The organism is Candidatus Proelusimicrobium volucris (genome assembly GCF_959605025.1).
GTDB lineage: Bacteria > Elusimicrobiota > Elusimicrobia > Elusimicrobiales > Elusimicrobiaceae > Proelusimicrobium > Proelusimicrobium volucris.
Genome location: NZ_CAUHCY010000004.1, coordinates 65,424 through 89,322, shown reverse-complemented (window position 1 = coordinate 89,322; position 23,899 = coordinate 65,424). Strand labels below are relative to the sequence as shown.

Here is a 23,899-nt window from a genome sequence, read left to right as displayed (position 1 = left end):
ATGAAAAAGTTTTATATTTTGATATGCGTTTTAGCGCTTTTTACGGGCTGTCAGCGTTTTAATATAGGGCCTAAAGGCGCAGGGGAATATGTAATGGCATCGGCGACGGTTCCATACGAGGATATTTCCAAATCAGAACTTAAGAAGCGTGTGCTTAAGCAGGCGGAAATTAACGCTTTGGAGCGGGCGACGAGGGTGTTTTTATCCTCCAACAGCGCGGTTGCTTTCCCGCCGGAGATAAAGAGCCAGATATTGGATAATCCCGATGCTTATATAAGGAAATCTTATCTTACAGCCTCGTACAGAAAAGGGGAAGAGTTCTACGGCGAGGCGCGGGTAATGGTGCTGGTAAGCGATTTGTCGGCCAAAATCAAGGAGCTGCAAAGCGCGGATTACGTAAAGAAGACGAATATTTTTGTAGCGTCAAGGGAGCTTATCAACGAGGAGCTTTCCCTCCAGCAGTATTGCCGCCAAGGCATATATAAGGCTTTGAAGGATTATCCTTATGTCTTGATAGACGGCGGCAATTTAAGCCAAAACAATCTGGAAGATTATACGCAGATAGTAGATAAAGCGAAGAAGGAAGGCGCCAGATACGTTATCTTGGCCGAAGCGAGCGCGAGCGAGCTTGAAAGCGCGGCCCAGCTGACGACTTCTTTTAAACCGGTAAGAGCGAAAGCTAATATAAAAGTAATAGCGAGCAGCAACTATCAGGTAATAGCGGAAACGGCGGACAGCTTCAGCGGGCTTGACGGCGTATTGAGCATAGCCCAGCAAAAAGCTTTGACGGGCGCTTGCGAAAACGCGGCCGTTCAGACGGCGGATCCGATAAACAGGGCGGTAAATTCGGCCAAGACTTTCAAGTTTATAGTAAACGACGTCAACACGATAGAGCGTTTGGAAGAGATGCAGAACATAATGCGCCAGTTAAGCGAGGTGGAGGATTTTAATCTGATAAAGTACACCAATTCCAACGCTACGTTTGAGGTGCAGGCGAATATAAACAACGCGGAAGAATTTTCCGCCAAGATACTCAGGAAATATTATTCCAATTTTTCGATAGACAGGATAACTCCTGACGTGGTGGAGATGAGCTTCCTGTAAAAGATATGTTAGCCAGTATAGTATCGAGCTGTGTTCACGGTTTGGACGGTTTTTTGGTATCTGTAGAGGTGGATATAACGGCGGGTATGCCTTCTTTTTCTTTGGTGGGGCTGCCCGATCAGGAAGTTAAGGAAGCCAAAGACAGAGTCCTGGCCGCGATAAGAAACAGCGGATATGAAGTCCCTTTAAAAAAGATAACGGTAAATCTAGCGCCGGCCGAGCTGAAGAAGGCCGGCGCTCATTTTGATTTGCCGATAGCTTTGGGGATACTCGCCGCCAGCGGACAAATAAGCAAAGAGGCATATTCAAAAGCGGGCGGGATCGTGTTTATAGGTTCTTTGGGTTTAAACGGCAGAATTCACGCCTGCGGCGGCGTATTGCCGATGTTAATATCTTTAAAGAAGCTGGGTCGCGCCAAAGCGGTGATCCCTTTTGACAACGGGGCGGAAGCCTCTTACGCGGGCATAGCGGCTTTCGGCGTTAAGAATTTAAAGCAGACGGTTGACATGCTTGAGGGAAAAGAGCCTTTTGAAAGCGTATGCTCGGAAGAAGAAAACCCAGACGAATATATATGTAATTCGGGCGATTTTAACGAGGTTAAGGGGCAGGCTTTGGCCAAGCGCGCACTGGAGATAGCCGCGGCGGGCGGGCATAATGTTCTGTTGGTCGGCCCCCCGGGTACAGGCAAAAGTATGTTGGCCAAAAGATTTGCGGGCATACTTCCGCCTTTGACCAAGGAAGAAAGATTGGAAATTTTACAGATATATTCCGTCTGCAAACTTCTGGGCAAGAACGGGCGGATAGAAGGGCGGCCGTTTAGGGATCCGCATCATACTATTTCCAATATAGCTTTGATAGGCGGCGGGCAAAATCCGCGCCCCGGCGAAGTGAGCTTGGCGCACAATGGGGTATTGTTCCTTGACGAATTTGCGGAGTTTTCCAGGACTTCCCTTGAAGTGTTAAGAGAGCCCTTGGAAACTTTTAAAGTGACAATATCCAGAGCGAAGGATACTTTTACTTTCCCGGCCAAGTTCACCTTAATAGCGGCGATGAATCCCTGTCCGTGCGGATACCACGGGCATAATATCAAGACTTGCAACTGCACGCCTTTGCAGATAAGCCGCTACAAAGCAAAAGTATCGGGGCCTCTGCTAGACAGGATAGATTTAACGGTCAATCTAAACCCGGTGGACTATAAAGACTGGAACAAGAAAAGCGAAGGTGAAAGCAGTGCGGAAATAAGGGCCAGGGTAAGCGCGGCGCGCGAGATACAAAAAGAGCGTTTTAAAGGCAGCGGTGTTACGGCCAACGCTTTTATGAGCGCGGCCCAGATAAAGGAGTATTGCCCTTTGCCTGCGGGCGGCGGGGAAGTGCTTGAGCTTGCTATGAAAAAGCTGGGGCTTTCTGCCAGGAGTTTAGATAAAATTTTGAAGACGGCCCGCACGATAGCAGATTTGCAGGGCAGCAAGGATATCAAAAAAGAGCATATAATAGAGGTAATGCAATACCGCCCGTTCGACAGGAAGGGCGTGGGCGACATTTAGGCTGATTTATGGAATTCTCGTACGAAGAAAAATTGGCATTGTTAAAGATAAACGCCTTCAGCTTTTTAAGGGCGGATTGGCTTGGCAGGCTTTTGGATATTTTCGGCTCGCCGTGCGAGATATTGAAGCAAAGCGCTCATCGCCTTAGCGAGGAAGGCAAGATAAGCATAGAAACGGCGGGCAAGTTTTTGGATACCGCCGCCAGGCTTAACGCCGAGACCGAATTTGAAAAGACCGAAAAGGCAAACGGACGTATATATTTTAAAGGAGAGCCTGATTACCCGCAGGAACTTTTGGCGATAAAGGAGCCTCCTTTGGCCTTGTACGTGTGCGGAGTTTTGCCTTCGGACGGATCGGCCAATGTGGGAATGGTAGGAACCAGGAAGATAACTCCTTACGGCAGGCGCGCGGCGGCGAAGCTGGGCGAGGATTTGGCGCTTTCGGGTGCGGTTTTGGTCAGCGGTTTGGCAAGGGGTGTTGATACCGTTGTTCACGCCAGCGCAGTGCGAAACGGCAAGCCTACCCTGGCTTTGATAGGTACTGGAATAGGGCGCTGTTATCCCGCCGAGAACAGGGAGCTTGCGCGCGGTATATTGGATAGAGGCGGCGCTATAATATCGGAGCTCCCGTTTGACGCTCCGCCGTTGGCGCAGCATTTCCCGCGGCGCAACAGGCTTATAGCGGCGTTTTCGAAATTGGTGGTAGTGGTGGAAGGCGAAGTGAAATCGGGCGCTTTGATAACGGCCAAGATGGCGCTTGAGCAAGGCAAGGACGTCCTTGCGGTGCCCGGCCCGATAGACAGCCCGCAAAGCGCGGGGCCGAACAATCTTATAAGGGAAGGCGCGGCTATGGTATTGGACGCGCGCGATATAATAGATACTTTGCCTTTAAATTTAAAACTTGGCCTTAATACTAAAAAACTCTATAATGAAGAAAAGACTCCGCTTGAGGATTTGCCTCCGCTTGAACGGCAGGTTATCGAGGCGATAGGATCTTCCAGCGTCAGCACGGATGATTTGGCGATGTCTTTAGCCATGCCGATAAGCGAGCTTAGCGGCATATTATTTAATTTGGAAGTCGGCGGCGTGATCTGTTGTGAGGACGGCAAATACAGCAGACGCAAATTTTAGCTTTTTATACAGAGGAACGAAAATGGCAAGCAAGGAAAATAAAACGGCGGCGAACGTAAAACCCGGCGGTAAAGAATTGATAATAGTGGAGTCACCCACAAAGCAGAAGACTATAAGCAAGATATTGGGGCCTTCTTATATGGTAAGGAGCTCTTTCGGGCATGTGCGCGATTTGCCTTCAAAAGAGATCGGCGTCGATGAGAAACACGGTTTTAAGCCCACATACGTAATAAGCGGCAAGCCCAAAGTGATAAGCGAGCTTAAAGACGCGGTGAAGAAGGCTTCTACCGTATATCTCGCTACCGACCCTGACCGCGAAGGGGAAGCCATCGCTTGGCATTTGCAGGAACTGCTGCATCTAAAGCCGGAAAACACCAGAAGAATCTATTTCCACGAAATTACGCCCAGCGCGGTAAAAGAATCTTTTGATCACGCCCGCGGCATAGACCATAATTTGGTTGACGCCCAACAGGCCAGGCGTATTTTGGACAGATTGGTAGGCTATAAACTTTCCCCGCTTTTGTGGCGCAAAATAACAAGCGGATTAAGCGCGGGGCGCGTGCAGTCTGTGGCGGTACGTCTTTTGACTGAAAGAGCCAAAGAAATTGCCGAGTTTAAAGAGCAAGTTTACTGGACGATAAAAGCCTCTTTGGAGAAGGAAAACCAAAAACCTAGTTTTAGCGCGCGCGTGCTTAAATGGGAAGGTAAAAACGTGGAACGCACCGTAACGCATAAACTGTTCGCGGAAGACTATAAAGTAAAGAGCACCGTTTTTGACACCAATGAATCGCTCGCGCCTGTAAACGCCGTATTAAGGCAAGGCCCGATCGTGGTTGAGAAGGTGGAGAAGAAGGAAGTAAAGCAGAAAGCCCGTCCGCCTTTTATCACCAGTTCTATGCAGCAAGATGCCTATAATAAGATAGGCTTCGGTTCGCAAAAGACTATGCAGGTGGCGCAAACTTTGTACGAGGGTGTAGAGATCGGCGGGCAGACCGTAGGTCTGATAACGTATATGAGAACGGACTCTTTTAACGTTTCCAAACAGCTTCAGAGCCAGACCTCCAAATTCATTAAGGAAAAATACGGCGAGGAATACGCCCCCAAGAGTGCACCCGTATACAAAAGCAAAGTGAAAGGCGCGCAGGAAGCGCACGAGTCCATACACCCTACCGATGTATACAGAACGCCGCAAAGCATAAAGGCGTATCTGACGGCCGACCAATATAAACTTTACGAATTGATATGGCTGCGTTTTGTGGCTTCCCAAATGGCGGAAGCGGTATTTAACACCGTCGCCGTGGATATATCGGCCGGCGGAAAGGAAAAATGCCTGCTGAGGGCCAACGGCAGAACGATTAAATTTAAGGGTTATCTTTCCGTTTATCAGGAGGAAGCCGACGAGAGAGAAGGCGCGGACGACGATAATAAAGATGAATCTTCCGCTTTGCTCCCGCCTTTGGAACAAGGCGACGCTTTAAAATTATTGTCCATTGAAACCAAAGACCATAAGACTACGCCTCCGCCAAACTATAACGAAGCCAGCCTGATTAAAACTTTGGAAAAACACGGCATCGGCCGTCCGTCCACTTATGCTCCGACGATAAAAACCATTATGGACCGCAAGTATATAGAAAAACAGCCCAAGAGCAATAAGCTGGTGGCGACGGATTTGGGTATAACGGTAACGGAACAGCTTAAAGAGTTTTTTAAGGATATAATGGATTTATCCTATACGGCGGGCGTTGAGGAAACTTTGGACGATATAGCCGAAGGCTCCAAAAAGTGGGTGGACGTGATAGGCGGTTTTTACGATGGATTTACGCGCGATTTAAATAATGCCGCCCAGAATATGCGTAAGCCGGCGCCTTCGGTGGTGGAAGGGGAAAAGTGCCCGCTGTGCGGCTCTCCGATGGTACTTAGGAGAAGCAAATACGGGGAATATCTTACCTGCGTAAATTATCCCGATACCTGCCAAGGCAAGAAGAACGTAAGCGGCGCGGCGCCCGAACCCGAACAGACAAACGAGAAATGCGAAAAATGCGGCGCGCCTATGGTAATAAGAACGGGGCGCAAGGGCAGATTTATGGCTTGTTCGGCATACCCGAAATGCCGCAATACCTATTCGATAGACGCGCAGGGCAACAGGGTGGCGTCTTCGGGCCCGTTGGATTCGGGCAGAAAATGCGAAAAATGCGGCAAAGCGCTTGTGTTAAGGCACAGCGCAAAAGGGGCGTTTTTGGGCTGCAGCGGATACCCGAAATGCAAGAATATAGTAAATATTACGCCCGAAGAGGAAGAAGCCATAAAAAAGCTGAACGAAAAGAAAGAAAATGCTTAAGCAGATAGAAAACTTCACTTTAAGTTTAAAGGGGCGGAACCTTTCGGCGCATACTTTGCGCGCGTACGAAAGCGATTTGGAGGCTTTCGCGGCGTTTATGTCCCTAAGGAATTTTCTTTCGGTTAAAGATTTTACTTTAAAAAATATAAGGGCGTATTTGGCCTACGAGAATATAAAGGAAATCTCGCGCCCGACTATGCTTCGCAAGATAAGCGCGCTTAGGAGTTTTGCCAAGTTTCTGGCCAACAGGGGGCTGATAAAGGTAAATCCGTTTAGTTTGTTTTCTGCCCCTAGAAGAGAAAAGAAACTGCCCGCCTTTCTTACCGAGGGAGAGGCTTCAAACCTGATGGACGCGGAAATAAGCAGGCGTTTTCATTACAGGAACAAAGCGATATTGGAACTTTTGTATTCCAGCGGTTTAAGGCGGAGCGAGACGGTCGGGCTGAATATCGGCGACATAAACTTTGATGAAGGTTATGTAAGAGTATTGGGCAAAGGCTCAAAGGAAAGACTGGTGCCCGTAACCGATATAGCTTTGGAGGCCATAAGCAATTATTTGGATACCCGTCCGCAGGCCAAAGGCGAGGAGCCTTTGTTCTTGGGCAGCAAGGGCGGGCGGCTAAGCGGTGAAGGTTTGGCGCAGATAGTCAAAAAGAGCGCCATTGACAGCCGAGTGGCGCGCAAGGTTACGCCGCACAGTTTGCGGCATTCTTTCGCGACGCATCTTTTAAACAACGGCTGCGATTTGAAAAGTTTACAGGAAATGCTTGGACATAAAAGTTTGGCGGCTACTCAAGTATACACGCACGTATCGCTGGAGAGGCTTAAGAAAGTTTATAATGCCGCCCATCCCGAAAGCGAGGTGAAAAAATGATTTCAATAGGAATAGACATAGGCGGAACATTCGTAAAATTTTTCGCGGTGAACGACCGCAAGAAAATCCTTAAAACCGATAAAATTCCCACTTATACGACACTCAGCGGCAAGGCGTTTTTGGGGCAGCTCTCCAGAATAGTCAATGAATGGCGGGGCTCTTTTAAAGATAAGGACGTCGTTTTAGGCGTAGGGATAGCGGGCGATACCGACCCTGAAAAGGGCGTCTTGCGCTGGGCACCGAATATACCTTGGCATAATCTTAAAGTAGCAAAAGTGATGAAGGAAAACACCGGCTGCGATTGTTATGTGTCAAACGACGCCAATATGGCCGCTTGGGGCGTGTTCGACCGGGAATTTAAAGGCAAATACAAAAATATGATAATAGTAACCTTGGGCACCGGTATAGGCGGCGGTATAATTATGGACGGGAAACTTTATCAGGGGGCGGACGGATCCTCCGGCGAGTTGGGCCATATGAAAATAGATTATTCGCCCGATGCGCCTTTGTGCGGCTGCGGGCAGAGGGGCTGTATGGAATCTTATGCCGGCACCAAGGGAATACTGCGTATGGCGCAGGCCGTCAGCGCGGAAAACCCGAAATCGATATTAGCAAATTTGATAAATACGGAAGATTTTTCTGTGAGTTTGCTTTCCCAGGCGGCCGAGCAGGGTGATGAGGTCGCCTTGAATTTATGGAAAGAGATAGGATCTTATTTGGGCAGAGGTCTGGCCGATATGGTGCTGCTTTTTAACCCGCACGCGATAGTATTGGCGGGCGGAGTATCGCGCGGCGCCAAGTATTTCCTTCCCTCGATAAGGGAAGTGTTTGACAGACAGGCGGTAAAGACGCCGTTTAAAAACGTCAAGATTCTTTTGTCAAAAGAGGGCAATATAGGCGGCGTGGGAGCTGCGCTTTACGCCTTGCATAAAGCCAATGAAAAATAAATTGTTAGCGGCGTTTTGTCTGCTATTGGCGGGGGCCAATCTGCTTGCGGAAGATTTTGAACTGCCCGCACCAACCAAAGGCGAGTTTATTTATTATACCGCCGACGAAACCGTCTACGATAAAAACAATTCCGTCGTCGCCATAAAAGGCAACGCGGAAATATTCATAGAAGACGGCCAAACCACGCGCGTGATTAAAGGCGACGATATACAAGTACACCTTAAAGAACAGCTTTTGATTTCAAACGGGACCACGGTTATCGAGGATGAAAAGGGTGTGTTTACTTCCAACGGAATAAAATTCGATATGGCCTCAAAGGCGTTGTTGATGGAAGACATTAAAGCCGAGTATTCGCCGATAAGGGTCCTTTCCACCAAGAGTATGGAAGCCAAAGACGGCGAATATATATTGCGGGACGCAAATATCACCTGCTGTGATTTTGAAAAGCCGCACTATACCCTTTACGTCGGCAAGGCCGATTTGATACCCGGCGACAGAATTTGGGCCACCAACGCGGTGGTAAAATACGGCAAAGTGCCGGTATTTTATTTGCCTTTTGTGTACAGGTCTTTAAACGCGGATCGCCTATTTACCACTTATGTGGATTTTGACCAAAGTGACAATACGGGGTTTGGCTTTCTCACTTCTACCGTATACGCCAAAAATGACTTTGCGGTAAAGGGCAATTTGGATTATTATACCCGTTCTGGTATAGGCTACGGCGCGGAAATATCTTACGAGGACCCACAGCGCTTTAGAGGCTCGCTTCAGGCCTATACCATTTACGATAAAGTAAAGGAAGAACAACGCTGGGGCATAGACGGCGGATACTGGTGGGAAGTTGCCGATACTTCCGACAGCCTTAACAAAGGCAGCGGCGCGATTTACTTCAGCCAGTTTGAAACAAGAAACGTATCCGACGCCGATTTTAACGACGATTTTTTCCGTTCCAATCCTTATGTCGTATCGCCGGACCAGCTGACCCGTTTTTCCGTCGCCAGGCAAAGCGGCTGGGATACTTTTAGGATTGGCTATACCAGAAGGGAACAGCTTAACGAAAACGATAAAACCTATTCCAACGCCGAAGAATATGCCCCTAAAGTGGATTTGATTTTTAATCCTTTCGTAATAAACGGGACGGGCGGGATAGTAAATAATTTTTCCGTAGGGTTTAACAATGCGCAAATAGAAGATTATGACTTCGTGCAATATCTTAACGCGAGTTGGCGCAGCTCAAAGGACATAAAACTGCACCCGAATTTTACCCTTACGCCAAGCGGATATTATTATCAGGACGCGATACTAAAAGACCCTACAAACAATGATGAGGATACTTTCGTAGGCCGATACGGAGGGGAGCTAAACTTGAGATCCAATTTGATAACCGGCCTACTGGATATAGGTTATCGTTACACCAAGCGCAGCGCCAGCGGGTCGCTTACCAATATCGAATATCAAGGCTTGGACGAAGAGGAAAACCTGATTTATATCCAAAACTATTATATGCTTGGCCAGAATTTCTATTTCAGATTGGCCAGCGGATACGATTTGCGCAATTCCCAGGAGGGTTGGGACGCAAAATACAGGATAGAGCCGATAACCGCCGAGGCGGGATACTTCTCGCCGAAAACGGGCGCGCATTTCTACCTGCAGAATATCTACGACGTACACGAAGGCAATCAGGCCTTTGTGCTGGACAGCATCTTTAAAAGCATCGGCGACAGTTATGCCTCTTTCGGTATGACCAATTACAGCACCGACAGGAATAATTTCCTCTTTACCAGCAAGTTCCTGATCGCGCCTAAGAATATGACTTGGCGCGCCGATATGGGCATAGACGTAAGCGCCAACGATTCCAGTTTGTATGCCTATTCTAAGCATATAAAGATATATAAAGATTTCCACGATATAAGCGTGATGGTCGGGCTGCGGGACAGAAATCAGAACTTGTCTTTTTCGTTTAGGATAAACATACTTTGCGGCGCTGGCGAGAAAAACAAAGCGCTAAGGCAGGCCGACGAATATTGGTATCCGTGGCGCGACGACAGAATGATACGCGATAATTTCTAATTTGGAGATAAAAAATGACGGCTGATAAAAGAAAAAAATTTGGCAGTATAGAAGTAGTCTGCGGGTGTATGTTTTCTGGCAAAACTACGGAGCTGATAAGACGCATAGAAGTTTGCCGCCACGCGGGGCAGAAAGTGCAGGTATTTAATTCCAGCATAGACAAACGATACGCCGTCAGGGCGATAGCTACGCACGACTTAAAAACCATAGAGGCCGTCCACGTAAACAAGGCTGAGGAAATATTGGATTTGATAGAAAAGGACACCGAAGTGGTGGCTTTGGACGAAGTAAATTTTTTCTCCAGGGATATATCGGCCGTAGCTCTTAAAACAGCGGCGATGGGTAAGCGGGTGATTTGCTGCGGATTGGATTTGGATTATCAGGCTGTTCCTTTTGAAAGTACGGCGCGTCTTTTGGCAGTAGCTGACAGCGTTACAAAATTGGCCGCGCGCTGCACTAAATGCGGTAAACCAGCTACCAGGACGCAGAGGCTTGTAGACGTAAAATCCAGAATATACGTTGGCGGCGCCGATGACTATGAAGCGCGCTGCGCCGATTGTTTTAATCCGCAGGGCATAGACTGAAATTTGTTAAATCCGCAAATAAAAACTCCCGCGTTTTGTGCGCGGGAGTTCTTTTTGAAGTTCCATATATTTCAGTTCGCTTTTGTATAGGTAAGAATATTCTGGTCTATCTTAAGAGCCAGTTTGTTTTCTGAGAGTTCCTCTATCTGATAAGCCGCCGTGAAAACAGAACTCACGCCGTTTCCTATGCTCGTTCCCGCCAAAGTCAGTGATTTGCCGTCGGTTTCCCAAGATTTGTACAGCAAAGTGGCGGAGTTTACGCTTTCGGCCGAGCCGTCGGCATTGAGTTTAATCCCGTCCGTTTTGTCTTCTTGCCCCCCAATGGGTTTTAGACATTCGCCGATTAATATTGAATTTGTCGGCGCCTGCGTTTGTTCCTGAAGTGCCGGCGCAGAGTTTGCGTTGGCGTTATTGCCCGCTTGCGTCTGTAATACCCTGAAATAACCCCAAAAAGAAACAATAAATATTGTCCTTTAAAGGCTTTCCTTGTAATTTGCGGAGTTGTCTTTGGTAAAGCGGATTTGTTTGCCGTCTTTCTCAAGAGTCATAGCCCCGTTTTTAACTTCTTTTACTTTATATACTTCCGTAAAATCTTTAATTTCACCGTCGGAAGCGTCAATGCCTTTCAAAGTCAGCTCTTTGCCTTTAAGAGACCAAAATTTATACGCCCTGTTTTCGGCGTTGATTGAAGCCGCTTGTCCGTTCTCGCCGAAATATATTCCCTGTTTGGTTAGGGGCGGTTCGGGCTTTCTGTTGTCTATCCACGATCCCTTTATATCGGGCGCGGAAGCGCAGGCGCATAAGAACGCCGCGGCTAAAATCAGATACGGAGTTTTTATGCTCATTTATTTTTCTCCTTATTTTCTTTCGCGGGATAGCCGACAGGGTGGTTTAGTATCAAGAGTTGATTGTCCGTAAGTTTTAAATCTTTTATAATCTTTTCTTTCGGCATAGAGCCCTGCGGCACGGTAGCAAGCCCGAATCCCGACGCAAACAATGATATGTTTTGCGATACTATGCCGGTATCGATATAAGCCCAAGTATTGCCTTCCTGCGCTCTGGCGACCAAATAAAGCGTTAAGGGTGCGTCTCTTAAAAGACAATCGGCGTCGGATATGAATTTTAGCTCATTTTCTTGGGGATTAAAGAAATAAGCCCCGCTTTTAAGGCAGACATAAACGTCCACTTCTTGGCGGTTCATCGCGGAAGGCGCTGTTCTTTTTCCGTCAGGGCGATTGATGCCGTTGGCGGCCCAAAGCAAATTGGAAATAGTTTGAATATCCAGTTCTTTAGCGTCGAAAGTTCTTGTTGACTTACGATTGGAAAGAGCCTGCATAATTTTCGCGCCTTTATTTTTCTGCGGCGCTTTTAGTTTAATGTCCTTGCTTTCCTGCGCGCAAACAAACGTCGCGGCAAAGAGTAAAATAGGTATCAAAAATATTTTTTTCATAAGTTCTCCTTTTATTCGGCCTAAAAGTTATTGTATTAAATTATTTATAATATAATAAGCGGTATCGGCAAAGTTATGCGTAAATATTTGGGAATAGTTATTTTTTGTTTAATTTTCGCTCCGGCTTGTTTCGCGCAAGTCGGGCTGTTTGAGAACGAATCCTCGCTAAGGCCTATAATGCGCGGCGATATTTTGCTCGACGGCGGATTTTCCGCTTCCTACATAACGGAAGGCGCGGGCGATACGGCCAGCAAAAAACAGGTTTACGGCGGTTCCGTTCGTATGATGTACGCTTTAAGCTCAAGATTTTATTTGGGGCTTGAAGGCATATTTGACAGGGGGGAAATGGCTGGCTCTCCGGTCCCTTACGGGCCGGAATATGGCGGCACAATGGCGATAGTCAACGTAGACGAAAATATTTACAGCGTACGTTCGGGCTATTTGGTTTCCCGTTTTAATTTTAATCCCGCTTCCGATAAGCGGTTTTACTTGCCGCTCGGGGTGGGTTATATATACCGCAAGCAGACTACGACTTATAAAGTGGAGCCTGCGCCCGGTTCCGCCCCGCCTCATCTGCCCGGCCTTTATTACTCTTTTGACAAATCCGAGAAGGCGGGCGACGGTTTGTCCGTTTACGGCGGATTAGGTTTTGAATATGATTTCAGCAATCATATTCTGGGCGGTTTGGAAGCGCGCTATTTTATTTTTAAAAGCGGCGGGACTCTTATGCAAAGCGCCTCGCTGTTGCTGAAAGTGGGATTCCGCTCTTAACCTTTTATGCTTCGGCCCAAGTCTTTGGCGGCTTTAAGATATTCGCTTTGCAATATCGCGCCTTTTTGCCCGATATGGCCCGCCAAAATCATACCCAAATCTTTAAGATTTAAATAATCTATTATGCTTTTGTAAGTGGCTTTTAGGCCGTCATAGTCGCCGTCTTTTTCGCAGCCTTCTGCCGAGGCGAGCAGAACGCAGGCTTCAATTTTAAGTTTGTTTTTGGCTTCGGGCTTCATATAAGCGTAGAGCTTGTCTATCGCGGATTTTATTTGCGCGCTCATACTAAACCAATACAGAGGCGTGGCGAATACGAGTATTTCGGCCTGTTCGAGCAACGGTGCCAAATCGGTAAAGCCGTCTTTAAATACGCAGGGTTTGCCGCCGCTCCAGCATTTGTCGCAGGCTTTGCAGGGCGCTATGGGGTGAAAGGCGGTTTCAAAAACTTTTACGCGGTGGCCGTTTTCTTTGGCGCCTTCCATAAAGGCATTGGCCAAAAGCGCGCTGTTACCCAGTTCGCGCGGACTTCCGGTAAGTACTAAAATGTTTTTCATAAATAATGGTCCTCCTCGTAAATAGTATAATATTTGTGGGGCTTGCGCTTTTTTTATCTTTCTTAATTTTTGTGTTTGATATGCTGATAAAATTTATTTTTGCTTCTTTTTTGCTCTCGCTTTTGCCGGGGCCGGATATATTTTTCGTTATGACGCAGAGCATTACGCGCGGCTCGAAAGCGGCTTTTAGCGTTACGCTGGGGCTGTGTTCGGGGCTCTTTGTCCATACGGCGGCGGTGGCTTTGGGCTTGGCCGCTTTGATGGCAGCAAGCCCGCTATGTATGACTTTGGTTAAGATATTCGGCGGGTTATATCTTTTTTGGCTTGGAGTTTGCGTTCTGCGCGCCTATAAAAACGAGAAAGATACAAATCCCGACATAAAAACTCCCCTTGGCGGGGGCTCTTTTGCGCTTTATAAACAGGGGCTTATAATGAATATCCTTAATCCCAAAGTGATATTGTTTTTCCTTTCCTTTTTGCCCGCTTTTGTCCCAACGGATATTTCCGTGCCTTACGGCGTATATATAATATTTTTGGGTTTATGTTTTGCGCTTGTCGCGCTTTCAGTATTTGGCGCGGTATCTTTATTCGGCGGTTATATTAACGGCGTTTTACGGTTGGAGCGCCGCACCAAAAGCAAAACATTTGCCTGGATAAGCGCTTTAATATATTGGCTTATAGCCGTTTGGATTTTATCGGCCTAAAGGTTAAAATAAAAAGCCGCCTGTCAAAAGGCGGCTTTTAAATTTTACCAAATAGAAGATACATTACTCCCTAAATATATTACAGCTTCTATTGAAGCGGCATCTGTTATACAAGCTCTTAGAAAGCATTCCAAAATGACTAAACAACCTTTAATAACTATACAAAAATCCCTCTGTATGAAAGAATAAAATATTCTTCTAAAATAAATATAGTCAAAACACAGAAAATTTTTTATAATAAGATATATTTATTGCGAGGATTCTCTCTTAATCAAAAAGCCTTAAATGTGGCTTATATACAATTTGAATCTGTTTTTGGAACCGTATGAAGAATACGGTGCGCTGTTGGAAATACCAATGGCACATTCAGACTCCAAAAACAGTCGTTTTTAGGCACAGTATACCTGAGCTGATCCCTTGGGTGTACTGTGCCGAGTGTTTCCTGCCCATCGGGGCAGGAAACCACGGCTGTTTATATTTGGGTTAGTCTGAATGGCTCAAATATAACAGCCGTTTTTATTTGCCCGATTTTGCTTCTTGTTATACTTTGAGCCCGAAAAAATAAATCAAAAATAATAAGGAGAAATAATATGGCGTTGATTAAATGTCCGGAATGCGGAAAAGACTTTTCAGAAATGGCAGAAGCCTGTCCAAACTGTGGGTATAGCATAAAGAAAGCTAAAGAACAGACAATGCTCAAACCTGTAATGGAACGAAAAAGTAAATATAAAGCTGGTTTGTTGGCAATTTTCTTCTTTTTTGGAGCACATGAGTTTTATTTGGGACGTATTGGAAATGGAATTGCTTGGATACTGTTTTTCTTATTGTTTGGTTGGTGGCAACCTTATTTCCTGGCATCTATGGCAGGGATTGCTTTTATTGAGGGCTTATTTTTAATGTTCATGAACCAAGAAAAATTCGACTATACATTTAATCGTATAAAAAAGCAAAAAACATCAAAATAAAGGCAACTGTGTTACTCTTCATTTATGGAACCTAGAAGTTAAGGAGGAAGACTTTTGGGGGGCTTATCATAGAAAAAGGATAATTTTAGGAGATTGAATTATGAAAAATATGCTAATAATAGTCGGTTTATGTATTTTGATATCAGCTTGTAATCTTAAAACATCTGAGCCACTCTCTTGTGAAGAGCTGATTAAATTTGATTTAGCTGAGGCATCGGATATAACTAATCTTGAAAGCTTAAAAGAGAGTCTCCCTGTTTGTGAAGAAATAGAGCGGGAATATGCCAAACTGACAGAAGGGATAAGGAAAGAATACGCCTTTGAAGACTTGGAATTGCGTTATAAAGCCATTTTGGAAAAAATACATAATGTTGATTCTTCTCTTCAGCAAAAAACTTTGCATAAAGTAAATAGCGTAATTCCTCGTTTGGAAAAGCTCAAAAAAGCGCAAGGATTTAATGGATATCAAAATACACGTTTTGGTATGTCACAAGAGAACATCAAAAGTCATTTCGAGGGGGAACTGATCGGAGAAGATCCTGAATATTTGGTATATCACCGCAACGGAGCTAAAATTGTTTTTTGGTTTTTCAATAATAAATTGAATATGGTGGAAGTATCCCCTAACGAAAGAAGAGAACGTCTGAGCCACAGCGATGCATGGAAGGATTTGCAAAATACAATTAATGCTATGACACTAAAGTATGGTGCTGCCCAACAAGTTCCCGATATGGTTCGTACAATGGGATTTTTTACATTTCCTATCGTTTATTATAAATGGGTATATAATAACAAAGAAATTACGCTCTCTTTTCTAGATAATGGCTGGTTGACTCAAGATATTAGAAATAATGCTGCAGCCGATTGGGAAAGTTTAAAAATAAAATATAAAGACCTTGCTTTGTTGGGGGAAGAAGAAAAATATAAAGAACAAAAAAATCAGGAAAAGGCCTTGCTGGATGCTAAAAACAAAGCTGAGGATTTAGAAGGAGTGCTCTAAAGGGCATAAAATTTTTTGATATTTTCTTTATATATGGGGGATACTTTTACAGTATCTTTGACTTGAAGGTATCCTCTTTTTGTAAGCTACAAAGCATAAATTGCTCCCAACTAACAATAATGAATTAGCACCTAACATGGTTAAAATCAAAACTTTTTAAGCGGATTTTCTAAAAAACTCATTATTCTGTGTAAGTACAAAGAAGACAAAAGAGGAAAACTTCATTTTATATACAAAAAACCCTTTGAATTATTGGCCAAAGGGTCTAATTTTTTTAAATCTTACCGAGAGAGGGACTCGAACCCTCACGTCCTTGCGGACAATGGTTTTTGAGACCATCCTGTCTACCAATTCCAGCATCCCGGCGAAAATTGATTAAAATTGTAATCTCTCTAATACTACACTATAATTTTAGCAAATTTAAAGCGTTTTCCAAAATATTTTTATTTTTCTCGACGTTTTAATCCATAGGAGCGCTTGTTACGGAACTTCTTTTCTTAATATTCCAGGTTGGATTGACGAAGTTTATCACGCCTTCCGATATGGTTTTCCCCAAAATGTCTATAAAGCGATCCTGTTTTAGCAGTTCCTCTTGATAAGGTATCATCATATAAACGTTTTCTATCAGTATTGACGGAACTTGAGGGGAACTCCTCGTAACGGAAAAATCCGCCTGCAAAATACCCTCGGTAGGCAGGCCGACGTTTTTTATAAAACTGCTTTGCATCGCTTGGGCAAAGGGCAGGCTGTGCGGATAATAATAAAAGACAGAAGATCCCCTTTCCCGAGCGAAAGGATCTATATAATCTGGCAAGGCGTTATTGTGTATGCTGACGAAAAGATGCGCTTCGTTTTCTTTTAGTTTTTCCGTTCGTCTGTATAGCGGCATAGTTTCTTTTTCCGTTTTGGATAAAAACACTTTTGCGCCCAATTCCTCCAAATGTTTTTTTGCCGCGAGGGCTATATCGTAATTGGCTTCATATTCCAACAAGCCGCTTGGCCCGACTGCCCCATCGTAAGGTATGGTTCTTTTGGGGGAATGGCCCGGGTCAAGAACTATTTTAAGTCCGTTTAAGGGTTTTTCTTCGGTAAAATTGAATTTGGGTTGGTGGTAAAGTTCAAATACCAAGTTATTGTCCTGATACTTGTAAGTGTAACCCCAAAGGCGGGCGCCGTCTTTGTAGCGGGCTTTTATTTTCTTTGCGCCGTCGGAGAGGATTTCATAATCCAAACCGGCGAGCAATTCGTCCTCGGAGTCGCTCATTATGGTATTAAGGGCTTGGGTATAATACAAAATAACGTCGAAAGAATCGTGATTTTCTTCCACCTTGAAACTTACTCTTTCCGTATTCTTTATTGTGAGGACGGTTTTACCCTCTTCCGGCGCGGCGGATATTTCCCAGGCGATATTTCTCGGCCTTTTTAAGTCGTTGTCTGGCGTTAGGAAACGTCTTTCTATCCAGCCGATGGCATTTTCGTCCAATTTTACACGGTATAAATTGTTTATTCTGCCGGTAACCTCAACATTTCCGTATAGTTTTGTATCCAGAATGTGCCCGCTGGGCTGAGGCGTAGGCCTAAGGCGGGAATCTTCTTTTATTACTTTGGCTATTTTTGAGGATTGGTCGCGTGGCAGTATTTTTATTCGCCCCAAGGTGGAGGCTTTCGCCTTAAGTTTGCCGTTGTCGTCATACATATAGTAGGTTACTTTTGTCGATTTGCCGCTCGGATTTACATTGCTGAAGTTCACGGTCTTTTTATATATTCCGGGTTCACGTTGGGATGCTATCAACAATTCGTCCTGGAAGTAATCGCCCGCGCTCATTTTTACCACCATATTTGGTGTTCCCGCTACGGTAAAATCGAGGATATCGCTTTCGGAAAGTTCCACGTCGCTTGCCGGGAACAGGCTTGAAGAGTCGAACCTCGGTTTTTTAAGGTAATCTTTATAGTTAAAACCTCTTACAAATACGCTTCTTTTATATTTATGGGTTTTTTCGGAATCGGTAAACTCTATGATAAAATCCATATCGCCGGGATTTACCGGGAGATAAGTCAGCCAGGTGCCGGTGCGGTATATAGGCACGTCCACGCCGTTTATGGTGAGAAGTCCGCCCCCGGCATGTACTTTCCCAAACAGGAATATTCCTTTGGCGCCCTCGGCAATTCTGGTATTTTGATGGGGGTATTCCACTGTAACGGGCAATATTTTTTGGGGATTTTTGTCCCGCGTCATCAGGTTCGGGGCAGTGGGGATATAATCCTGCGGCAATGCGGCCGTGGCTAAAAACAGAAGGAAAGTGAAGATTGCCGTTTTTTTCATACTAATAAAATGATAACATAAAAATATGATACAGCGCGACACAATCCTAAAAGACGTAAACAAACTTCTTAACGTCGCTCTCACGCCCGAGCATAACGGCTTGCAGGTGGAGGGTAAACGCGAGATAAAGAAGATAGTTTTCGGCGTATCGGCCACTATGGAGCTTTTCAAGTGCGCCAAAGAGGCTGGCGCCGATATGGTTATGACGCATCACGGCCTTATCTGGAATAATGCCGAAACTATTACTGGCGTATTCGGCAGAAGGGTATCCTTTCTTATAAAGAACGATATTAATTTGGCCTCATATCATTTGCCGCTGGACAGACATCCTAAACTTGGCAACAATGCCCAGTTAGCGGCTAAGATGGGCCTTAAGAACATCAAGCCGTTCGGTACGTATCACGGCATAGACATCGGTTTTGTGGGGGAGGTAAAGCCCGCTCGCGACATAGAAAATTTTTGCGCTCTTTTAAACGGCGAATGCGTGGTATGCGGCCCCGAGAAGGTTAAGAAGGTTGCGGTAGTCAGCGGCGGCGCGCATGATATGCTGGGCCAAGCGATAGAAGCGGGGGCGGATTTATTCGTTACCGGCAGCCGCGACGAATACGTCCTTGAGCAATGCCGAGAGGCGTGTATCAATTTTATAGCCATGGGCCATTATAATTCCGAGGTATACGGAATAAAAGCGCTGATGGAATATATAAAGAAACATTATAAAGTGGAAGTGCAATTCATTGATGTGCCAAATCCCTTTTAAGGAGAATCTGTATGGAAAAAATATTTAAAACTATCGACGGACTTAGAGATTATGTTCTTGAGCTTCAGACCAATATGACAGCTCTTCCCGCGGTATCGCCCGAGCAAGGCGGCAAAGGCGAGTTGGCCAAATCCAAATATTTGGAGGCGGAACTCAAAAAGATGAAATTTGACGAAATTTTCCATATAGACGCGCCCGACGCCACCGCCGAAGGCGGCGTAAGGCCTAACATCATAGCCAGATATTACGGCAAAAACAGAGATGTAACTTTGTGGCTTCTTACACATATGGACGTGGTTCCGGAAGGCGACAGAGCCTTATGGAAAACCGATCCTTTTAAACTTACTTTGGATGCCGACGGCGATACTATATACGGCCGCGGCGTAGAGGATAACCAGCAAGCGGTCTCCGCGGCTTTGACGGCGGCCAAAGCGGTAATGGAAAGCGGCGCCGAGATACCGGTAAATTTGGGCATTATGCTTTTATCCGATGAGGAAACCGGCAATAAATACGGTATGGACTACGTGATAGCGCAGCGCCCTGATTTGTTTGGCAAGAATGACAGCTTCCTTGTGCAGGATTCCGGCGATCCGCAAGGCTGTGAAGTGGAAATAGCGGAAAAGAATGTTTTTTGGATTAAATTTACCACGGAAGGTAAACAGTGTCACGGTTCAATGCCGGCCAGCGGCAACAATGCTCTTTATGCCGGCTCCCAGTTGTTGATAAGGCTTAGAGACGGGCTTTACGCGAAGTTTGATAAGCGCGATTCTCTCTTCGCGCCGGACAACAGCACGTTTGAACCTACGAAGAAAGACGCCAATGTCCCCAACGTAAATACGATACCCGGTACGGACGTATTTTATATGGATTGCAGAGTTCTGCCCTCCTATGATCCGCAGGTTTTCAAGGATGAAATCGCCTCTATAATAAAGGGTGTGGAGAAAGATTTTAAAGTCAAAGTAACTTGGGAGATCCTTCACAGTGCGGTATCCAAAGCCACCTCGCCTGATGCCCCGATAGTAAAACTTTATTGCGAAGCTGTAAAAGAAGTAAATAAAGTCGAGCCTAAAGTTCTGGGCGTAGGCGGCGGCACCTTCGCCGCGGCGGTGAGGAATTTGGATTTGGCCGCGGTGGTAGGCTCCAAGATATACGGCGATCCGCATATCCCCAACGAGAAATCAAGCCTCAAATTCACTTTGGACGACGTGAAAGTAATCACTTATGTCCTTATGCATTTGAAATAAGATGAAGAAAAATATTTTTACCAGTGAAATAATACTGATAGTGCTAGTAATAGCGGTTTTCGGCTGGCTTTCCGCCCGTAAGATAGAAGTGATACGGGCGGAAGCCGCGGCCGCGGCTTCCAAAGAGAGCATTACAAGGCTGCAGGACGCGGTCAACGTATATCGCTGGGAGCACGAAAATCGCTGCCCCGAGAATTTGGATTTGCTTGTTCCGGAATATATAGAGAAAATACCGTCCGCGTACAAAACTCTTTCAAATTCTTCCTCAAGCGTGAAGTACGGGCCGTACAATCAAACGTTTGACGGCAGCGGCGGCTGGGTTTACGTCAATGACGAACAGTCCGAACATTACTGCGAAGTATTTTTGAATATTTAGGAGATTTCTTAATGCCCGATATTTTTATTCTCTGCGTTTCTTTTATTTTCGGTTTGGTTATAGGGAGTTTCCTAAACGTCTGCGTGTACAGGATCCCGGCCAAAATGTCGATAGTATGGCCGCCTTCTTCTTGCCCCAAATGCAAAAGCAGAATAAAATGGTACGACAATATCCCGATATTAAGCTATTTGGTTTTGGGCGGGAAATGCCGCTCTTGCAAAGAGAAAATTTCCTTGGAATACCCGATAGTGGAATTCCTTACCGCGTGCCTTACCCTGTTATTTGTGTGGAAGATAGGGCTGACTTTATGGCTGCCTTTCGCGCTTATAATACTTTACAGTCTTATAGTTCTTTCTGTAATCGATATTAAACTTATGATAATACCAGACAGGTTTTCCATAGGGCTGATAGTATTCGGTTTGGCGTGCGCGTTTGCCAATCCCGCTTTTAGCGGCGGGGTTTGGGATAGGGTAATATCTTCCTTAATCGGCGGCGCGGTGGGCTTCTTCGGTTTGTGGATTACGGCGATTATCGGGCAGTTGATTTTTAAGAAAGAGGCTATGGGCGGCGGCGACATTAAACTTATGGGCGCCATCGGTGCGATAAGCGGCTGGATAGGCGTTATAAACGCTTTGATAGTATCTTCTTTCGCGGGCGTTCTTTACTTTGGTGTTTTGATGTTGTTAAAGAAACCGGCGGAAAATAATGCCATACCTTTCGGGCCGTTCCTGAGCGTAGGGCTTATGGTAAATATGCTGTTACCCAATTTTACGCTGTATTAAACTCCGTAGATTTTGTTGAAAGGGGCCACGCTTAAAGCGCGGCCCCTTTCTTTTTGGCGGGAATATAAGGCAAAGAGCTCTCTTTATGGCAAGCAATTCGGGGCAAAATTTATCTCTGTAAGAAAGGGCCAGTAAAGGCGGCAAATTAAACTTTTGAAAGAAACTATTTTGTTTTAACACCGTTTTTGGGGCAGTAGGACGCCAAAGGGCATTGTTCGCATTTCGGGCCGCGCGCGTGACATATTCCGCGCCCGTGCCAAATTAGGGCGTGGCTTATCCAATGCCAATATTTTTTATCTAGCAGTTTCATCAAGTCGCGTTCTATTTTGAGCGGTTCGCTATTCTTGCTGAGTCCTATTCGATAGGAAAGCCTTTTGACGTGGGTATCCACCACAACGCCTTCGGCTATGCCGTAAAAATCCTGCAAAACGACATTGGCGGTTTTCCTGGCGACGCCGCGCAGTTTGAGCAGTTTTTGCATATCGGCGGGCACTTCTCCTTGATATTGCTCAAACAGGGCTTTTGATGTTTCGGAAAGGGATTTGGCTTTGGCGTGATAAAAACCCGTAGATTTTATTATCGTTTCTATTTCTTGCAAAGAGGCGTGGCTCATAGTTTTGGCGTCTGGGTATTTTGCAAACAGTTTGGGCGTTACCATATTGACTCTCGCGTCGGTGCATTGGGCGGAAAGTATTACCGCGCACAACAGCTGAAAGGCCGATCCGTAATTTAAAGCCGTTTTTGTTTTGGGATAAAGTTTTTTTAAATCTTTGATAAGTATGGGCAGTTCATCTTTTTTTAAAAGCATATTTCCTCAGCATTACCGCAATCATTAGAATTATAATATCTACGGCGATAATCATCGCGCCGCTTGGCATATTTAGCATAAAGGCGGAATATATCCCCAAAATAACCCCTAGGACCGAAAACGAAGCTGCTAAAATCAGCGCCTTTTTAAAAGTATTCGCCAGCTGCAGGGCCGCGGTCGGCGGGATTATTATCATCGCCGATACCAGCATTATGCCGACAACTTTCAAAGCTATTACCACCGCCGCCGCGGATATTAAAACGAGTATGATATTCATTCTTTCGGTATTGACGCCGGCGGTCTTGGCGAAGTTTTGGTCAAAGGTAATAACGATTAAATCATTGTAAAAGATATAGACTAGGCATAATATTATTACGGCCAAAACGAAAGCCAAAACAAGTTCGCTAGTGCTTACCGTCAAAATGCTTCCGAACAGAAAGGAGAGCAAGTCGACGTTAAATCCGCCCGCCAAAGCTGCCAGAATAAGCCCCAGCGATATGCCCGCGGCGGCTATTATGCCCAAAGCGCTGTCGGAATGAACTTTGGCGCTTGCGCTTATTTTATATATCCCCAAAGAGCTTAACATTACCACCGGTATTGCCATAAAGACGGGGCTTGTATTTGTAATTAAGCCCAAGGCTATGCCGCTTAAGGCAACATGGCTTAAACTATCGCCTATCAAAGATAATCTTTTAAGCACCAAAAATACGCCAAGTACGGCGGTAGTTACCGCTATCAGCGCGCCCGCGATTAAGGCCTTTTGTACAAAGGCGTAAGATAAAAACTCAATGATGTTCATGGCTCTCCTTAAACGGGCAGCTGTCCTCGCTGTGCAGATGATCCATAAGATGCGGCGTATAAGGGCCGAAGTAGTCGGTAACCTTTTTGGAACGGCAGAACTCGCGTTTATCTCCGCAAAAAATCAGCTCCTTATCCAAAATAATAAAATTGTTTACGTATTTGCCTATGTCTGCTATGTCGTGCGTTATTACCAAGACGGCGGTATCGGAACCTTTGTTTATTTCCGAAATCATTTCAAAGAGGTTTTCTCTTGAGGAACTGTCCAAAGCGGTAGAAGGCTCGTCCAGTATTATCAGCGAGGGTTTATTGATCAGCGTTCTGGCTAAAAGTACGCGCTGCTGCTGTCCGCCGGAAAGCTCGCTGAAAAGTTTGTCTTTGTAATCCAAGCATTTAGTCTGCGCCATAATTTTGTTGGTAAGGCGGTTATCTTCGGCGTTGAATATGCGCGGCATTTTCTTTGTGCTTAACAGGCCGAGGCGCGCGACGTCAAAAGCGGTAAGCGGCATAAGTTTGGGCGGGGTCGCTTTTTGCTCCAGGTATCCTATTTTGCTCCAGTCTTTAAAGCGGCTTATGTCCTGCCCGAACAGTTTTACGCTGCCATTTTCCGCTTTAAGCAAGCCCAAAACAAGTTTTATAAGAGTCGTTTTTCCGCTTCCGTTGGGGCCGAGCAGGCCGGTAAAATCGCCGCGCTTTACTCCGAAAGAAATATTTTTAAGCACTTCTTCCCCGTTATAAGCGAAAGACAAATCCTTAACCTCTATTATATTCATAA

Annotated in this window: 24 protein-coding genes and 1 tRNA gene; 16 read left to right on the top strand and 9 right to left on the bottom strand. The window is 45.5% G+C overall.

All coding sequences use genetic code 11. From position 1 onward, the window contains the following. Genes ACQY3M_RS04935 through ACQY3M_RS04900 form a run of 8 tightly spaced genes read left to right on the top strand, consistent with a single transcriptional unit; the run spans nucleotide 1 to nucleotide 10,592 of the window. The gene (locus ACQY3M_RS04935; protein WP_428066440.1) at nucleotides 1-1,104 is read left to right on the top strand and encodes a hypothetical protein; all 1,104 of its coding nucleotides are present in this window, start codon (nucleotides 1-3) and stop codon (nucleotides 1,102-1,104) included. A gap of 5 nt (nucleotides 1,105-1,109) precedes the next feature. Then, nucleotides 1,110-2,648 (top strand): YifB family Mg chelatase-like AAA ATPase, encoded by a 1,539-nt coding sequence (locus ACQY3M_RS04930; RefSeq protein WP_428066438.1) that lies wholly within the window; start codon nucleotides 1,110-1,112, stop codon nucleotides 2,646-2,648. 8 nt (nucleotides 2,649-2,656) lie between these two features. Further along, nucleotides 2,657-3,778 carry a DNA-processing protein DprA gene (dprA, locus tag ACQY3M_RS04925; RefSeq protein WP_428066436.1) on the top strand — a complete coding sequence of 374 codons (1,122 nt, stop codon included), beginning with the start codon at nucleotides 2,657-2,659 and terminating at the stop codon, nucleotides 3,776-3,778. A gap of 22 nt (nucleotides 3,779-3,800) precedes the next feature. Then, a complete protein-coding gene (gene topA / locus ACQY3M_RS04920) occupies nucleotides 3,801-6,116 on the top strand; it encodes a type I DNA topoisomerase (RefSeq protein ID WP_428066434.1) in 2,316 nt (771 codons plus the stop codon). Further along, complete coding sequence (gene xerA / locus ACQY3M_RS04915) at nucleotides 6,109-6,990, top strand: site-specific tyrosine recombinase/integron integrase (protein ID WP_428066433.1); 882 nt, start codon at nucleotides 6,109-6,111, stop codon at nucleotides 6,988-6,990. The genes topA and xerA overlap by 8 nt, the downstream gene beginning before the upstream one ends. Then, the gene (locus ACQY3M_RS04910) at nucleotides 6,987-7,937 is read left to right on the top strand and encodes an ROK family protein (RefSeq protein ID WP_428066432.1); all 951 of its coding nucleotides are present in this window, start codon (nucleotides 6,987-6,989) and stop codon (nucleotides 7,935-7,937) included. Before xerA ends, ACQY3M_RS04910 begins: the two co-directional genes overlap by 4 nt. Further along, complete coding sequence (locus ACQY3M_RS04905; protein ID WP_428066431.1) at nucleotides 7,927-10,008, top strand: hypothetical protein; 2,082 nt, start codon at nucleotides 7,927-7,929, stop codon at nucleotides 10,006-10,008. The genes ACQY3M_RS04910 and ACQY3M_RS04905 overlap by 11 nt, the downstream gene beginning before the upstream one ends. 14 nt (nucleotides 10,009-10,022) lie before the next feature. Continuing rightward, nucleotides 10,023-10,592 carry a thymidine kinase gene (locus tag ACQY3M_RS04900; RefSeq protein ID WP_428066429.1) on the top strand — a complete coding sequence of 190 codons (570 nt, stop codon included), beginning with the start codon at nucleotides 10,023-10,025 and terminating at the stop codon, nucleotides 10,590-10,592. 71 nt (nucleotides 10,593-10,663) lie between these two features. Here ACQY3M_RS04900 and ACQY3M_RS04895 read toward each other — a convergent pair whose 3' ends face one another. The 3 genes from ACQY3M_RS04895 to ACQY3M_RS04885 all read right to left on the bottom strand — a co-directional run bounded on the left by ACQY3M_RS04895 (nucleotide 10,664) and on the right by ACQY3M_RS04885 (nucleotide 12,042). Then, nucleotides 10,664-10,936, bottom strand: a complete 273-nt coding sequence (locus tag ACQY3M_RS04895; protein ID WP_428066575.1) for a lipocalin family protein — start codon at nucleotides 10,934-10,936, stop codon at nucleotides 10,664-10,666. 129 nt (nucleotides 10,937-11,065) lie between these two features. Next, the gene (locus tag ACQY3M_RS04890) at nucleotides 11,066-11,437 is read right to left on the bottom strand and encodes a lipocalin family protein (RefSeq protein ID WP_428066428.1); all 372 of its coding nucleotides are present in this window, start codon (nucleotides 11,435-11,437) and stop codon (nucleotides 11,066-11,068) included. Beyond that, a complete protein-coding gene (locus ACQY3M_RS04885; protein ID WP_428066427.1) occupies nucleotides 11,434-12,042 on the bottom strand; it encodes a SagB/ThcOx family dehydrogenase in 609 nt (202 codons plus the stop codon). The genes ACQY3M_RS04890 and ACQY3M_RS04885 overlap by 4 nt, the downstream gene beginning before the upstream one ends. 75 nt (nucleotides 12,043-12,117) lie before the next feature. Between ACQY3M_RS04885 and ACQY3M_RS04880 the strand changes: the two genes are divergently transcribed. Beyond that, the gene (locus tag ACQY3M_RS04880) at nucleotides 12,118-12,813 is read left to right on the top strand and encodes an outer membrane beta-barrel protein (protein WP_428066426.1); all 696 of its coding nucleotides are present in this window, start codon (nucleotides 12,118-12,120) and stop codon (nucleotides 12,811-12,813) included. On the opposite strand, the gene ACQY3M_RS04875 is transcribed toward ACQY3M_RS04880, so the two are convergent. Then, entirely contained in the window at nucleotides 12,810-13,367 is a 558-nt protein-coding gene (locus ACQY3M_RS04875) for a flavodoxin family protein (RefSeq protein ID WP_428066425.1), read from the bottom strand. The genes ACQY3M_RS04880 and ACQY3M_RS04875 overlap by 4 nt on opposite strands. Nucleotides 13,368-13,372: 5 nt before the next feature. On the opposite strand from ACQY3M_RS04875, the gene ACQY3M_RS04870 reads away from it, so the two are divergent. The 3 genes from ACQY3M_RS04870 to ACQY3M_RS04860 all read left to right on the top strand — a co-directional run bounded on the left by ACQY3M_RS04870 (nucleotide 13,373) and on the right by ACQY3M_RS04860 (nucleotide 16,036). After that, on the top strand, nucleotides 13,373-14,071 hold the full coding sequence (locus ACQY3M_RS04870) for a LysE family translocator (protein WP_428066424.1): 699 nt from the start codon (nucleotides 13,373-13,375) through the stop codon (nucleotides 14,069-14,071). A gap of 590 nt (nucleotides 14,072-14,661) precedes the next feature. Further along, a complete protein-coding gene (locus ACQY3M_RS04865) occupies nucleotides 14,662-15,036 on the top strand; it encodes an NINE protein (RefSeq protein WP_428066423.1) in 375 nt (124 codons plus the stop codon). Between the two features lie 100 nt (nucleotides 15,037-15,136). Continuing rightward, entirely contained in the window at nucleotides 15,137-16,036 is a 900-nt protein-coding gene (locus tag ACQY3M_RS04860; protein ID WP_428066422.1) for a hypothetical protein, read from the top strand. Between the two features lie 282 nt (nucleotides 16,037-16,318). Here the strand turns inward: ACQY3M_RS04860 and ACQY3M_RS04855 are convergent. Beyond that, nucleotides 16,319-16,402, bottom strand: a tRNA-Leu gene (locus ACQY3M_RS04855). A 94-nt stretch (nucleotides 16,403-16,496) separates the two neighbouring features. After that, nucleotides 16,497-18,359 (bottom strand): N-acetylmuramoyl-L-alanine amidase, encoded by a 1,863-nt coding sequence (locus ACQY3M_RS04850; RefSeq protein WP_428066421.1) that lies wholly within the window; start codon nucleotides 18,357-18,359, stop codon nucleotides 16,497-16,499. Between the two features lie 25 nt (nucleotides 18,360-18,384). On the opposite strand from ACQY3M_RS04850, the gene ACQY3M_RS04845 reads away from it, so the two are divergent. Genes ACQY3M_RS04845 through ACQY3M_RS04830 form a run of 4 tightly spaced genes read left to right on the top strand, consistent with a single transcriptional unit; the run spans nucleotide 18,385 to nucleotide 21,518 of the window. Beyond that, nucleotides 18,385-19,116: a Nif3-like dinuclear metal center hexameric protein gene (locus ACQY3M_RS04845; protein ID WP_428066420.1), complete on the top strand. Its 732-nt coding sequence runs from the start codon at nucleotides 18,385-18,387 to the stop codon at nucleotides 19,114-19,116. An 11-nt stretch (nucleotides 19,117-19,127) separates the two neighbouring features. Continuing rightward, nucleotides 19,128-20,360: a M20 family metallo-hydrolase gene (locus ACQY3M_RS04840; RefSeq protein ID WP_428066419.1), complete on the top strand. Its 1,233-nt coding sequence runs from the start codon at nucleotides 19,128-19,130 to the stop codon at nucleotides 20,358-20,360. Nucleotide 20,361: 1 nt separating this feature from the next. Then, nucleotides 20,362-20,736 (top strand): hypothetical protein, encoded by a 375-nt coding sequence (locus ACQY3M_RS04835; protein WP_428066417.1) that lies wholly within the window; start codon nucleotides 20,362-20,364, stop codon nucleotides 20,734-20,736. Between the two features lie 11 nt (nucleotides 20,737-20,747). Next, a complete protein-coding gene (locus tag ACQY3M_RS04830; RefSeq protein WP_428066416.1) occupies nucleotides 20,748-21,518 on the top strand; it encodes a prepilin peptidase in 771 nt (256 codons plus the stop codon). Nucleotides 21,519-21,681: 163 nt separating this feature from the next. Here ACQY3M_RS04830 and nth read toward each other — a convergent pair whose 3' ends face one another. Genes nth through ACQY3M_RS04815 form a run of 3 tightly spaced genes read right to left on the bottom strand, consistent with a single transcriptional unit; the run spans nucleotide 21,682 to nucleotide 23,897 of the window. Then, on the bottom strand, nucleotides 21,682-22,326 hold the full coding sequence (gene nth / locus ACQY3M_RS04825; protein WP_428066414.1) for an endonuclease III: 645 nt from the start codon (nucleotides 22,324-22,326) through the stop codon (nucleotides 21,682-21,684). Continuing rightward, nucleotides 22,307-23,125 (bottom strand): metal ABC transporter permease, encoded by an 819-nt coding sequence (locus tag ACQY3M_RS04820; RefSeq protein ID WP_428066412.1) that lies wholly within the window; start codon nucleotides 23,123-23,125, stop codon nucleotides 22,307-22,309. Before ACQY3M_RS04820 ends, nth begins: the two co-directional genes overlap by 20 nt. Then, complete coding sequence (locus ACQY3M_RS04815) at nucleotides 23,112-23,897, bottom strand: metal ABC transporter ATP-binding protein (protein ID WP_428066410.1); 786 nt, start codon at nucleotides 23,895-23,897, stop codon at nucleotides 23,112-23,114. The genes ACQY3M_RS04820 and ACQY3M_RS04815 overlap by 14 nt, the downstream gene beginning before the upstream one ends. Nucleotides 23,898-23,899: the final 2 nt, after the last annotated feature.

What these genes read in the sequence shown, in the direction of transcription:
- ACQY3M_RS04865 (WP_428066423.1), top strand. Translation starts at nt 14,662, where the DNA reads ATGGCGTTGATTAAATGTCCGGAATGCGGAAAAGACTTTTCAGAAATG.
- ACQY3M_RS04935 (WP_428066440.1), top strand. Translation starts at nt 1, where the DNA reads ATGAAAAAGTTTTATATTTTGATATGCGTTTTAGCGCTTTTTACGGGC.
- ACQY3M_RS04900 (WP_428066429.1), top strand. Translation starts at nt 10,023, where the DNA reads ATGACGGCTGATAAAAGAAAAAAATTTGGCAGTATAGAAGTAGTCTGC.
- nth (WP_428066414.1), bottom strand. Translation starts at nt 22,326, where the DNA reads ATGCTTTTAAAAAAAGATGAACTGCCCATACTTATCAAAGATTTAAAA.
- ACQY3M_RS04835 (WP_428066417.1), top strand. Translation starts at nt 20,362, where the DNA reads ATGAAGAAAAATATTTTTACCAGTGAAATAATACTGATAGTGCTAGTA.
- ACQY3M_RS04860 (WP_428066422.1), top strand. Translation starts at nt 15,137, where the DNA reads ATGAAAAATATGCTAATAATAGTCGGTTTATGTATTTTGATATCAGCT.
- ACQY3M_RS04910 (WP_428066432.1), top strand. Translation starts at nt 6,987, where the DNA reads ATGATTTCAATAGGAATAGACATAGGCGGAACATTCGTAAAATTTTTC.
- ACQY3M_RS04845 (WP_428066420.1), top strand. Translation starts at nt 18,385, where the DNA reads ATGATACAGCGCGACACAATCCTAAAAGACGTAAACAAACTTCTTAAC.
- ACQY3M_RS04890 (WP_428066428.1), bottom strand. Translation starts at nt 11,437, where the DNA reads ATGAGCATAAAAACTCCGTATCTGATTTTAGCCGCGGCGTTCTTATGC.
- ACQY3M_RS04820 (WP_428066412.1), bottom strand. Translation starts at nt 23,125, where the DNA reads ATGAACATCATTGAGTTTTTATCTTACGCCTTTGTACAAAAGGCCTTA.
- ACQY3M_RS04850 (WP_428066421.1), bottom strand. Translation starts at nt 18,359, where the DNA reads ATGAAAAAAACGGCAATCTTCACTTTCCTTCTGTTTTTAGCCACGGCC.
- dprA (WP_428066436.1), top strand. Translation starts at nt 2,657, where the DNA reads ATGGAATTCTCGTACGAAGAAAAATTGGCATTGTTAAAGATAAACGCC.
- topA (WP_428066434.1), top strand. Translation starts at nt 3,801, where the DNA reads ATGGCAAGCAAGGAAAATAAAACGGCGGCGAACGTAAAACCCGGCGGT.
- ACQY3M_RS04930 (WP_428066438.1), top strand. Translation starts at nt 1,110, where the DNA reads ATGTTAGCCAGTATAGTATCGAGCTGTGTTCACGGTTTGGACGGTTTT.
- ACQY3M_RS04830 (WP_428066416.1), top strand. Translation starts at nt 20,748, where the DNA reads ATGCCCGATATTTTTATTCTCTGCGTTTCTTTTATTTTCGGTTTGGTT.
- ACQY3M_RS04905 (WP_428066431.1), top strand. Translation starts at nt 7,927, where the DNA reads ATGAAAAATAAATTGTTAGCGGCGTTTTGTCTGCTATTGGCGGGGGCC.
- ACQY3M_RS04840 (WP_428066419.1), top strand. Translation starts at nt 19,128, where the DNA reads ATGGAAAAAATATTTAAAACTATCGACGGACTTAGAGATTATGTTCTT.
- ACQY3M_RS04815 (WP_428066410.1), bottom strand. Translation starts at nt 23,897, where the DNA reads ATGAATATAATAGAGGTTAAGGATTTGTCTTTCGCTTATAACGGGGAA.
- ACQY3M_RS04880 (WP_428066426.1), top strand. Translation starts at nt 12,118, where the DNA reads ATGCGTAAATATTTGGGAATAGTTATTTTTTGTTTAATTTTCGCTCCG.
- xerA (WP_428066433.1), top strand. Translation starts at nt 6,109, where the DNA reads ATGCTTAAGCAGATAGAAAACTTCACTTTAAGTTTAAAGGGGCGGAAC.
- ACQY3M_RS04885 (WP_428066427.1), bottom strand. Translation starts at nt 12,042, where the DNA reads ATGAAAAAAATATTTTTGATACCTATTTTACTCTTTGCCGCGACGTTT.
- ACQY3M_RS04875 (WP_428066425.1), bottom strand. Translation starts at nt 13,367, where the DNA reads ATGAAAAACATTTTAGTACTTACCGGAAGTCCGCGCGAACTGGGTAAC.
- ACQY3M_RS04870 (WP_428066424.1), top strand. Translation starts at nt 13,373, where the DNA reads ATGGTCCTCCTCGTAAATAGTATAATATTTGTGGGGCTTGCGCTTTTT.